Origin of the sequence: Mycobacterium sp. (genome assembly GCF_035314905.1) — a bacterium.
Lineage (GTDB): Bacteria > Actinomycetota > Actinomycetes > Mycobacteriales > Mycobacteriaceae > Mycobacterium.
Window position 1 is genome coordinate 1 of record NZ_DATFYW010000048.1, and the last position, 11,250, is coordinate 11,250.

The 11,250-nt window shown below is 69.7% G+C and carries 11 protein-coding genes and 1 pseudogene; 3 read left to right on the forward strand and 9 right to left on the reverse strand.

Going from position 1 to position 11,250, the window contains the following annotated elements:
• On the forward strand, window positions 1-813 hold an 813-nt coding region (locus VKG81_RS03850; RefSeq protein ID WP_324389877.1), incomplete at its 5' end, for a hypothetical protein.
• Between the two features lie 675 nt (window positions 814-1,488).
• Here the strand turns inward: VKG81_RS03850 and VKG81_RS03855 are convergent.
• Window positions 1,489-2,994 carry a carboxylesterase/lipase family protein gene (locus VKG81_RS03855; RefSeq protein WP_324389879.1) on the reverse strand — a complete coding sequence of 502 codons (1,506 nt, stop codon included), beginning with the start codon at window positions 2,992-2,994 and terminating at the stop codon, window positions 1,489-1,491.
• Between the two features lie 99 nt (window positions 2,995-3,093).
• Between VKG81_RS03855 and VKG81_RS03860 the strand changes: the two genes are divergently transcribed.
• Window positions 3,094-3,783, forward strand: a complete 690-nt coding sequence (locus VKG81_RS03860; protein ID WP_324389881.1) for a hypothetical protein — start codon at window positions 3,094-3,096, stop codon at window positions 3,781-3,783.
• On the opposite strand, the gene VKG81_RS03865 is transcribed toward VKG81_RS03860, so the two are convergent.
• The 5 genes and pseudogenes from VKG81_RS03865 to VKG81_RS03885 form a co-directional block, all read right to left on the reverse strand.
• Window positions 3,780-4,715, reverse strand: coding sequence for a cation diffusion facilitator family transporter (locus VKG81_RS03865; RefSeq protein ID WP_324389883.1), 936 nt, complete (start codon window positions 4,713-4,715; stop codon window positions 3,780-3,782). The genes VKG81_RS03860 and VKG81_RS03865 overlap by 4 nt on opposite strands.
• Window positions 4,715-5,113, reverse strand: coding sequence for a metalloregulator ArsR/SmtB family transcription factor (locus tag VKG81_RS03870; protein WP_324389885.1), 399 nt, complete (start codon window positions 5,111-5,113; stop codon window positions 4,715-4,717). The genes VKG81_RS03865 and VKG81_RS03870 overlap by 1 nt, the downstream gene beginning before the upstream one ends.
• 45 nt (window positions 5,114-5,158) lie before the next feature.
• Window positions 5,159-6,250: an LLM class flavin-dependent oxidoreductase gene (locus VKG81_RS03875; protein ID WP_324389887.1), complete on the reverse strand. Its 1,092-nt coding sequence runs from the start codon at window positions 6,248-6,250 to the stop codon at window positions 5,159-5,161.
• A gap of 10 nt (window positions 6,251-6,260) precedes the next feature.
• Window positions 6,261-7,120, reverse strand: a pseudogene (locus VKG81_RS03880) (ABC transporter substrate-binding protein).
• A gap of 209 nt (window positions 7,121-7,329) precedes the next feature.
• Window positions 7,330-7,596 carry a hypothetical protein gene (locus VKG81_RS03885; protein WP_324389889.1) on the reverse strand — a complete coding sequence of 89 codons (267 nt, stop codon included), beginning with the start codon at window positions 7,594-7,596 and terminating at the stop codon, window positions 7,330-7,332.
• Window positions 7,597-7,799: 203 nt separating this feature from the next.
• Between VKG81_RS03885 and VKG81_RS03890 the strand changes: the two genes are divergently transcribed.
• The gene (locus tag VKG81_RS03890; RefSeq protein ID WP_324389890.1) at window positions 7,800-8,138 is read left to right on the forward strand and encodes an RNA polymerase-binding protein RbpA; all 339 of its coding nucleotides are present in this window, start codon (window positions 7,800-7,802) and stop codon (window positions 8,136-8,138) included.
• A gap of 1 nt (window position 8,139) precedes the next feature.
• Here the strand turns inward: VKG81_RS03890 and VKG81_RS03895 are convergent, their stop codons facing one another.
• The 3 genes from VKG81_RS03895 to VKG81_RS03905 form a co-directional block, all read right to left on the reverse strand.
• On the reverse strand, window positions 8,140-8,898 hold the full coding sequence (locus tag VKG81_RS03895; protein ID WP_324389893.1) for a polyprenol monophosphomannose synthase: 759 nt from the start codon (window positions 8,896-8,898) through the stop codon (window positions 8,140-8,142).
• Window positions 8,895-10,730, reverse strand: coding sequence for an apolipoprotein N-acyltransferase (gene lnt, locus VKG81_RS03900; RefSeq protein ID WP_324389895.1), 1,836 nt, complete (start codon window positions 10,728-10,730; stop codon window positions 8,895-8,897). The genes VKG81_RS03895 and lnt overlap by 4 nt, the downstream gene beginning before the upstream one ends.
• Window positions 10,723-11,250, reverse strand: a 528-nt coding sequence (locus VKG81_RS03905; protein ID WP_324389897.1) for an amidohydrolase family protein, incomplete at its 5' end; no start/stop codon positions are given. The genes lnt and VKG81_RS03905, both read right to left, overlap by 8 nt.

Here is an 11,250-nt window from a genome sequence, read left to right on the forward strand (position 1 = left end):
CAACGAATGGCTGGTGCTCAGCCCGATGGCCCCTTTGAGGGCGTTCCTGTGCATCTTCAGCACGGCCTCCTCCATTGGTTCGATAAAATCATCGACGCTGGCCAAGGGGGTTATTTCGGCAATGAGCGGCGGATTCGCGAACTCGCTATATTCATGCGCTTTGAAGTGAACCCGGGCTGGAATGCGCACGCTCTGGCACAGGCAATGGTCGCGACCGCTATGCAAGATGATGAATTCTTCCTCGATCTGGTGGACGCGACGTTGGACATTTTCCGCCCGGGTAGCGTTGCCGTTGAACCCTTGAGGCGGCTGCTCGATGTGGGCGGGTCCGTGTGGACGGTTACCTCGGATAATCAGGAGTTGGTTCGCGTCGTCAGCGACGAGGCGCAGGCAACCTTCGACGCCGCGACGGCGGTTGCCGATGACATAACCACGGAAATGAAGGAAGCATGGTCGAACGCATTCGGCCGCAACGGCGACCCGTCCGACGCTTGGGATCACGCGATCAAGGCGATGGAGGCGCTGGTCATCCCGCTAGTCATTCCAAACAAGGCGAAGCCGAATCTAGGCGGCGTGATCGGCGAGCTTCGTAACCAGGGTCACGTGTGGAAGATAGTCCTGCCCGGTAAGAGCCAGGACCACGATGTTGCTCCGCTCGTCGGCATGCTCGATGGAATTTGGCCCAACGTCGATAGGCACGCCGGGTCCGGAACAACCCGACCGCCCACTGCGGAGGAGGCCCGAGCCGTGGTCACCCTCGCCGCGACCATCGTCCAGTGGCACCGCGACGGCTGGGTGCTGCAGCGCCGATAGCGCGGGCGCATACGGGACCGTTACGATGAGCAGTGCAGCCCGTGCCTCCACGGGTTCGTTGTCGCTCATCTGCCTTCTTCCACCCCACTGTGCGCTGCGCGGCGCGGCCAGTATCGCAAGGCGCGCCGACAACGAGCCGGGTCCAGCCTCGGCGCGTCCTTCGGTGGTTTGGGGTACGCCCCTGCGGGTCCCCTCAGAGTGAAGCGAGTGGGACCCGCCAGGGATCCTCCCATTGCCTGCCGACGAAGCGCGGCAGTCGACGACCGACCGCCCGCAGGACGCCCGCAGGAACATCGAAATGCCTACACACCCGCAAACCTGCTGACACAGCATATCCCCAGGTCAAGTGGATGGACGCCAACGCCGGAAAGCCAGCTAACAACCGCAAACGCACAGGACGGAGTTCGCGCTCTACTTCGACGTGTCACCCATCAGTGAGTCCAACTCGACAGCACCCGGGTTGGGTGTTGGGTGTGGTGACGGGTGTCCGACATGGGTGATTCCCTTCGATGAGGAAGTTAGCCCACTCCAAGATACCTAGTGCTACAGCGCATGTGGCCGACCTCGTTTCCCCAGGTCAGGCACAACGCTTAGTCCGAACGTACCGTACTGGTAGTTGCCGAATGGTGCCCGCGGTTCGGTGGCGGCCATGCCTTGTCTCCTGTGCCGAGGCCCTCAGCGGGCCAGGGTGAAGCCTTCCCAGGCCTGGCGGCGCGCCGGGGTGGGATCGAATTCGATGCGTGAGGAGCGGTCGAACACCATGACCGCCCGGTCGGCGTGGGTGTAGTTCGGCCAGCCCTTGCCCGGCATGCCGCTGTGGCTGAACGCACGCCACCGTGACTGAACGTTCCTGCTGACCCGCACCGCCGACCCCCGGTCGGCCGCGAGCGTCAGCAGCGCGCCAAGCCTGGTGCGGTAGGTGTCGAACACGGCGAGCAACTCCATCGCGTGGGTTGCGCCAAGGCCCGCCCAGTTCAGCGTGCGGGGGGCGTAGTCGTAGCGGTACAGCCACGTCGGCGCGTGCTTGGCGTGCGCTTCGGCGATGTGCCAGGCCGCGGTGCCAAAGCACATGTCGGCGCCCAGCCGCACACACGCGTCGGGGTGCGGATAGTCCGGATAGGCGGCGGTGATCCGTTGGCGGGCCGCCGGGTCCAGCTCGGCGAGCATCCGCTCGATCACCGGCGGGGTCATCGGCATCATCTTCAGCCAGCGGGTGAACAGCCGCCCCTCCTCGGCGTTGTTGCCGACGATGACGGGCACCCGGTGCGCTGCACCCGCGGCCATCGCCGCGACCGGGTCGCGGGGCAGGTAGTCCCCGTCGACGGTGGGTCCGATCGCGAACGAGCCCGCGAGGTCGGACACCGTCTGGGCCAGCAACCGGTCCAGCACCTTGACCATCTGCCGGGGCTCGGCCGACATCAGGGTGGCCGCCGCCTCGTTCGGACGGGCGCCCAGCAGATCGGCGAAGTGGTCGGCGAAGCGGGCCGCCGCGTCGGAGCGGCGGACCATCCCGCTGGCGGGGCTCTCGATGATCGCGCCGGCAAACAATCCCCGCGCGGCGGGCACGGCAAGCAGGGTCGCGACCGCGTGGGCGCCGGCGCTCTCGCCGAAGATCGTCACCCGGTCCGGGTCGCCGCCGAACGCGGCGATGTTGTCGCGCACCCATTGCAGCGCGAGCACCAGGTCGCGCAGGAACAGGTTGCCTTCGATCGGGTGCTCGGGAGTGGACAGCGACGACAAGTCCAGGCAGCCCAGGGCGCCGAGGCGGTAGTTCGCCGAGACGTAGACGCAGCCGCGCCGCGCCAGCGCGGCGCCGTCGTAGATCGGTGTCGCGGAGCTGCCCAGCATGTATCCGCCGCCGTGGACGAAGAACATCACCGGCAACGGCTCGTCGGACGGCGCCGACGGAGCCACCACGTTCAGCGTCAGGCAGTCCTCGCTCATCGGCTGGAACTTGTTGACGCCGACGATCGTGTACCTGCGGCGCTGCGGGGCGCAGGACGCGAAGTCGTGGCAGTAGCGCACTCCCCGCCACGGCACCGGTGCCTGCGGGGCACGCAGCCGCAGCGGACCGAACGGCGGGCGCGCGTACGGGATGGATCGCCATCGGTGCACGCCCCCGCGGGCGAAACCCTCGACGGTGCCGCTCGTCGTGCTCACGCGAACGCTGCGTTCTGCCATTCCCTGACGGTAGCGAATGGGTCACCGCGCGGCCGGTTGGGACGCGCCCCCGCGCGCGCCTGACCCGCGACGCGTTTGAGGCCCGATACCGTTGCAGCCATGCGCAAAGGGGGCGCGGCCGCCGTCGCACTGCTCGTGCTGGCCGGCTGCTCGCACACCACGGGTGGGCAGTCTCGACCTGCGCCCGGGCCGTCGACGACGGCGCCGTCGAGCGCGGCCGCCGCGCCTCCGTCGTCGGCGCCGGTCGCGGTGCCGACCACACCGCCGGGACCCGACACACCTATCGCCGGCGTGATCGCCTGGATCGCGGCGGGTCAGGCCGCCGACGCGGGCGCATTTCACACCGCGACGCGCGACGGTGTGACCACGCAACTCGACGACGACGTCGCGTTCGTCACGCCGTCCGGCAAGACGACCTGCATGACCGATTCGAAGTACAGCGGTGGGGCGCTGGCCTGCCTGGTAAAGCTCAACGATCCGCCGCCACGGCCTGCCGACGCCCAGACCGAGTGGGTCGGCGGCTGGGTCGACTTCGACGGCGCGTCGATCGACGTCGGCGGGCTGCACGGCGACCCGGGCCGGTTCACCGCCGGCGACGGGCCGCAACTGCCGTACGGCAGCTCTCTCAAGTTCGCCGACTACCAATGCCGCTCCGACGAGGCCGGCCTGTACTGCGTGAACTTCGCGCACCAGTCGGCCGCCCGGTTCAGTGACGCCGGCATCGTCGCGTTCGGCTGCGCGCAGCAGGTCACTCCGCCGCCCGACGTCGGCGAAAAGTTCGTCTGCTAGCCGCTGTTCGCCGTGTGCGCCGGGTAGGCGTGCACAGTGGCTTCGGCCAGCTTCGGCACGGCATGGGTCAGCACATGCTCGGCGTCGTGGGCGATGCGGTGCGCCTCCAACAGGCTCCGATGCGGGTCGACGTCAAGCTCGACGTCGGCCAGCAGCCGATGCCCGAGCCAGCGCATCCGCACCCGGTGCACGGATTCGACCCCCGGCTGGCGGGCCAGCGCCTCCTGCGCGGCGGCGAGGAGCGCCGGATCGACTCCATCGAGCAACCGCCGGAACACGTCACGCGCAGCGACGCCGAGCAGTGCGACGATCACCACGGCGATGGCGAGGCCGACGATCGGGTCGGCGGCGGGAAAGCCGGCCGCGACACCCCCGGCGCCGACCACCACCGCGAGCGATGTCAGCCCGTCCACTCGGGCGTGCACCCCGTCGGCCTTCAACGCCGCGGAGCCGATCCTGGTGCCGACCCGGATGCGGTACAACGCGACGAGTTCGTTGCCAAAGAAGCCGATGACCCCTGCCGCGGCGACCCACGGCAGATGCGACAGCGGCGCCGGATGGATCAGCCGTCGCACGGCCTCGGCCGCCGCGACAGCTGCAGACGCGGCGATGACGGCGACGACGAAAAGGCCCGCGAGGTCCTCGGCGCGGCCCAGCCCGTAGGTATAGCGCCGGGTCGCGGCGCGGCGGCCCAGCGCGAACGCGATCCAGAGCGGCACGGCGGTCAGCGCGTCGGAGAGGTTGTGCACCGTGTCGGCCAGCAGGGCCACCGAACCCGAGAACGCGACGACCACCAACTGCGCGATCGCCGTGGCGGCGAGTGCGATCAGGCTGATCTTGACAACCCGGATCCCGGCCGCGCTGTCGGTCAACGCCTCGTCGACGCGGTCGGCGTAGTCGTGGCTGTGGTCATGGGGATGCCCGATGCCCATCAGCCGGCACGCCCCTGCCGCAAGGGCTGAACGTCGCTGCCGGCGGTGTCGGCGCGATGGTGTGCCGGGATCCCACCGGCGGCATGCTCGGCGTTGTAGACCGCGTCGGTGACCAGCTGGCGCACGTGGTCGTTCTCGAGCCGGTAGAACACCTGAGTGCCGTCGCGCCGGGTCCGCACGAGCCGGGCCATCCGCAGCTTGGCGAGATGCTGCGACACCGACGGCGAGGGCTTACCGACCCGTTCGGCAAGGTCGTTGACGCTCAGCTCGCAGTCCACCAGCGCCCACAGCAGCCGGACCCTCGTCGGGTCGGCCAGCATCCGGAAGACCTCGACCACCAGCAGGGCGTGGTCGTCGGCCAGCAGGGCGGAGGCCGGTGACTGCCTATCTGCATTCATACGCAGATAATAGCGCTCGACTCCGATCTCCCGCTTGCACCCGCTTCAGGCGACGCCCTTCTGCCGCAGCAACGGCAGGACGCCTTCGGCGAACCAGTAGGCCTCCTCGAGGTGCGAGTAGCCGGACAGGATGAACTCGTCGAAGCCGAGCGTGTGGTACTCCCCGATGAGGTTGGCGACTTCGTCGTGGCTGCCGACCAGCGCGGTGCCGGCTCCGCCGCGGACCAGCCCGACGCCGGCCCACAGGTTCGGGTAGATCTCGAGGTGGTCGATGCGGCCGCCGTGCAGCGACGTCATCCGCCGCTGCCCCTCCGACTGCGACCTGGAATGCAGCGCCGTGGCTTTCGCGATCTGTTCTGGTGTCAGCCCGGAGACCAATTCGTCGGCAACCGTCCACGCCGCGGCGGAGGTGTCGCGGCTGATGGTGTGCAGCCGGATGCCAAACCGCACGCGGCGGCCGCGCTCCTCGGCGAGCGGCCGAACCTGCTCGATCTTCGCCGCGGCGGCCTGCGGCGGCTCGCCCCAGGTGAGGTACACGTCGACGAACTCCGCGGCGATCGGCAACGCCGCCGCCGATGAGCCACCGAAGTAGATCTGCGGCAACGGGTTCGGCGGGGCGGAGACACGGGCGTCGCGGACCGTGTAGTACTCGCCGCTGAAGTCGACCGACTCCTGCCCCCACACCGCCGTCACGACCCGCAGGAATTCGCCGGTGCGCGCGTACCGCTCGTCGTGGCTGAGCCAGTCTCCGAAGCGCCGCTGCTCGGTGTCGTCGCCGCCGCTGACCACGTTGAGCAGCACACGCCCCCCGGAGAACCGCTGCAGCGTGGCGGTCTGCTGTGCGGCCAGCGTCGGCGACACCACGCCGGGGCGGAACGCGACGAGGAATTTCAGCCGTTCGGTCTCCGCCAGCAGCGCCGCGGCGGTCAGCCAGGCGTCCTCGCACCACGTGCCGGTCGGGGTCAGGACCCCCTCGTAGCCGAGGCGGTCGGCGGCGCGCGCCACTTCGGCCAGGTAGCGGCGGCTGGGCTCCCGGTATCCGTCGGGGATCGCGTGATGCGTCGACGCATGCGATGCGCCGACGATCGAGCGGCTGTCACCGTTGGTGGGCAGAAACCAGAAGAACTTCGCCGGCATACGGTCCTTTCTAGCTCGGGCTCATCAAATACGGCTTGACGGAGTCGTTGAACCGGCGGTCCACCCAGTCGGCGAACCTAGGCGAGGACTGGATCTGGCCGGCGGCGGCCAGCAGGTCGGAAAGCCGCTGCTCGGATGCCACCACATCATCGGTGAGTCCGGTCGGAAGCCGCAGGCTGCGGCCCTGCGCCACCGCCGCCACCTGCGGGTCGAGACCCACCGCGGCGGCGTACTTTTCGGCCCACTCCCGGGGATGGGCGCGGGCCCATTGCGCGGCCTTGGCGAAGCGCGCCAGAAGGTCCGCCAGCGCCGTGTTGCGCCTCGGATCGGCCAGTGCCTGGTTCGACGCGATGGCGAACCAGTAACCGTTGGTCACCCTCTCCGCCTCGGCGATGCTGCGCACCGGCACCTGCTGCGCGACCTGCGCGGTGTACGGTTCCCAGATCGCCCACGCGTCGGCCTGCCGCTGCGTGAACGCCGGCAGAGCGTCGGCGAGTCGGCGTGCACGAGAATCGGGTCTCCGGTCCCCCCACCGTCATACGCTGCGACCACTTTGACCTTCGCGTTGGACGCGGCCCCGAAGATCGGTGGCGTATTGCCCGTGATCGCGACGTCGATCTTGCCCGCGGTGGCCGCCTCGACTCGGGGCGGGCCGGAGGTGAACGTCGAGAACGCGATCTGGTACGGCAGGCCGCCCAGCGCGCCGGCGGCCCGCAGCAGCGACTCGGTGCCGCCCTTCTGGTCACCGACCTGCAGCGTCAGCCCGGCCAGGTGCGACAGCGGCACCGCCGCGGGTGCCGGCGCGCCTGTTGAGCCGTCGTGCCGGGACACGCAGCCGGCCAGCAGGAGCGCAAGTATGCCGACCAACACCGCGCCGCGACCACAACTCGCCGGCGGCCTAGGGCGCGGCGGTCAGCTCGCTGGGGGTGCTCAGGATGTTCCTCACGACGGGGGCGACAAAGCGCACGCGGAATCCGCGACGCGCTCGCCGACGCTACGGCGGGCGTGCTGACGGGCTAAGGGTTTTGCACGGCGTGAAGCGATGTCACGACACGTACCGTTGACCGCTCATCTGCGGATCAGCGCCAGCCGTCGGCGGCCTTCGCCGCGCGCATCAGCGCCGCGCACAGCTCGCGCAGCTCGTCCGGCTCGGCCCCCTCGTCGACTGCCGTCGCGACATCCTCCGCCGCGCACCGGACCTGGTACACCCGGTCGGAAAGCTGGGCCGCCTCGTCGGCGGAGAGCACCACCGAGTCGACGGGCAACCTCGTGCCCTTGACCGCAGCGCGCTGCTCGTAGGCGCGCTGCCGGCAGGACTGCCTGCAGTACTGCCGACGCCTCCCCATGCCGGCGTCGGCGACCTCTCGCCCGCACCAGCGGCAAGATCGGCTTCGACGGTCCACGGCTGACGACTCTAGACGGCCCGGTGAGCAGAGCCCGGTAACATGGATGGCCGCGTCGCGATGTCCAGGGAACCGCAGGCAGCAGATCTGCGTTTCCTACCTGGAGAGATATTCGCTGATAGGACGCCCTGATAGGAGTAGTGACGATGGCTGATCGCGTCCTGCGAGGGAGTCGCCTCGGAGCCGTGAGCTACGAGACCGACCGCAACCACGACCTCGCGCCGCGTCAGATTGCGCGTTACCGCACGGACAACGGCGAGGAGTTCGAGGTCCCGTTCGCCGACGATGCCGAGATTCCCGGCAGCTGGCTGTGCCGCAACGGCATGGAGGGCACCCTGATCGAGGGTGACCTGCCCGAGCCGAAGAAGGTCAAGCCGCCGCGCACACACTGGGACATGCTGCTGGAACGCCGCACGGTCGAGGAGCTCGACGAGCTGCTCAAGGAGCGGCTGGAGGTCATCAAGCACCGCCGCCGCGGCAGCTAACTCAGCCCACCCGGTCCCGGGTGCGGTCCATGCGGCCGCGGATGCCCCACTGCGCGACCTTGACCAACGCCTCGCGGATGTTGGACCCGCTCATCTTCGACACGCCGAGCTCGCGTTCGACAAACGTGATCGGCACTTCGACGACGACGAATCCGTTGTTGACGGTGCGCCACGTCAGGTCGATCTGGAAGCAGTAGCCCTTCGAGTCGACCGCCGCGAGGTCGATCTTTTCCAGCACCTCACGCCGGTAGGCGCGGTAGCCCGCGGTGATGTCGTGCACGCCGACGCCCAGCAGCACGCGCGAGTAGGTGTTGGCGGTCTTCGACAGCAGAAGCCGGCGCCACGGCCAGTTGCGCACCGTGCCGCCGGCGACGTACCGCGAGCCGATCGCCAGGTCGGCGCCGTTGTCGATCGCGTCGAGCAGCCGACAGAGCTGCTCGGGCGCATGGCTGCCGTCGGCGTCCATTTCCACCAGCACCGAGTACTCCCGGTTCAGGCCCCATGCGAAACCGGCCAGGTAGGCCGCACCGAGCCCGTCTTTGGCGGTGCGGTGCATGACGTGGAGGCGTTGCGGGTCGGCCTGGGCCAGCTGGTCGGCCAGCTCCCCGGTCCCGTCGGGGCTGCCGTCGTCGACGACCAGGATGTGCACATCAGGCTGGGCGCGGAGCACCCGCTCGACGATCAACGGCAGGTTCTCCCGCTCGTTGTACGTCGGGATGATGGCCAGCGTGCGCTGGCTAGGCCGCTCCCGCGAACTCATGTAGCTCCTTCATCCGTGTCGCCCGCTGCGGGCGTCGAGTCGCTTGCTCGCCGGCTGCGGCGACGCATGAACCAACCATTGTGCAGTATCGCGGCCAGCAGGGCCGCAAGACCAATCGCGATCAGCACGCACTGCAGGATCGGCCCCCACCGGGTCGCCGGGGTCAGGTCGGTGTTCAGATGGACCTGTTTGTCCAGGTAGCCCGGCTCGAAGAAGCCGGTGCGGGCCATCTCGCGCCCGTCGGGGGCGATCACCGCGCTGATCCCGGTGGTGCCGGCGACCACCGTGTAGCGGTCGTGTTCAACCGCCCGCAGCTTGGCGAACGCCAGCTGCTGCTCGCTCATGTCCTGGTTGAAGGTGGCGTTGTTGGTGGGCACGGCCAGCAGCTGCGCGCCGTTGAGGACCGACTCCCTGGGCGCGCGGTCGAAGATCACCTCCCAGCACGTCGTCACCCCGACCGGGACCCCGGCGGCGTGCACCACACCGGTGCCATTGCCGGGCACGAAATAGCCGGCTCGGTCGGCATAGCCCGAGAGGTGTTTGAAGAACCCTCGCCATGGCAGATACTCGCCGAACGGCATCACGATCTGTTTGTCGTGGCGGTCCACGGGACCGGCGTTCGGATCCCACACGATCACCGTGTTGGTCGAGGTGGGGTTGTCCGGCGTCGAATCCGGGCGCGCCAGCACGGTGCCGACCAGGATCGGCGCGTTGACGGCCTGCGCCGCGACGAAGATCTGCTCTGCCGCGTCGGGGTTGCTGATCGGGTCGATGTCGGAGGAGTTCTCCGGCCAGATCACGAACTGCGGCTGCGGGGCGCGGCCGGCCCGGATGTCGTCGGCCAACTGCAGCGTTTCGCGCATGTGGTAGTCCAGAACCTCGCGCCGCTGCGCGTTGAAGTCCAGGCCCAGCCGCGGCACGTTGCCCTGCACCGCCGCCACGTTGATGGTCGGGTCGTTGCCGGCGCCGATGCCGGACTGGTGCACGCCCGGCCACAGCGCCGTCGTCGCGAACAACACCAGGCAGATGCACACCCCCGGCAGCACCACACGCGGCGGCACGTGGCTGCGTCGCGCACCTTTGCGCCACCAGTCATAGATCTCAAGCCCCAGCGAGGTGAAGCCGCAGCCGGCCAGCACGACCGCGAACGACAGCAGCGGCGCGCCACCGAGCTTCGCGATGACCAGCAGCGGACCGTCGGCCTGGCCGAAGGCCACGACGCCCCAGGGGAACCCGCCGAACGGAATGGTGCACTTCAGCCACTCCACGAGCACCCACAACGCCGCGAACCAGACCGGCCAACCGTGTTGGCGCCGCACGGCGACCGCGAGCAGGCCGAACAGCCCGGGAAACACGGCGCACAGCACCGACAATGCCAGCCACGGACCCACCCCGACCAACTCGCCGGTCCACGGCAGCAGCGGCAGATAGAACGCCAGCCCGAACAGGAAGCCGTATCCGAAACCGCCGGCGGGCCTGGCGGCTTCGCGCGTGAAGATCCAGGCGAGCAGTGCGAACGCGACGAACGCGGCATACCACAGGCCGACCGGCGGGAAGCTGGCGCACAGCAGCAGCCCGGCCCCGATCGCGACCGCGACGAGGTGCAGCCGGTCCACGATCGCGCGCCCCAGCCGGCCCACCCAGGCCGGAATCGCGGGTTGGGTGCGCGACGGCTGCCCGGTCTCCTGCGCGGGGACCGGGATGGCGTCGGTGGGGTCGTCGGCCTCGTCGACGTCCGGGGCGGCGTGGCGGGCGGTGGGTCGGTCATCATCGTCGTCACCTGCCGCGTGCCGTCCCCGCCCGCCGCCGCCGACCCGGGTCACGTCAGCCATAGATGACCTCGCCGCGGTGCACCGTCTGAAGGCAGCCGGGCAGCGGGTCGTGCGCGGACAGGCGCGGCAGTGCGGGAACCCGGGAGCGCGGGTCGGTGGACCATCGCTGCACCGCGCCGGCCGGGGCGTCGACTTCGAGCGGGCTGGCGTCCCACACGGCATAGGAGGCGGCCGCGCCGGGAACCAGGCTGCCGGTGGTGCCGTCGCGGATCCCCGCGGCGCGCCACGCGCCGCGGGTGGCCGCCGCGAACGCCGCGCGAACCGACAGTTCGCTGCCCGCGGTGCGATGGTGCGCCGCGGCCCGCACGGTTTCCCACGGATTCATGCTCGTCACGGGCGTATCGGAGCCGAACGCGAGGGGCACGCCTTGCGATGCTAGCAGCGCCAGCGGGTTCAGCAGCCGGGCTCGCTGACGGCCCAGCCGGCGCGCGTACATGCCGTCGTCCCCGCCCCACCGCGCATCGAAATTCGGTTGCACGCTGGCGATCACGCCCCACCTCCCCAGCCGGTCGGCCTGCTC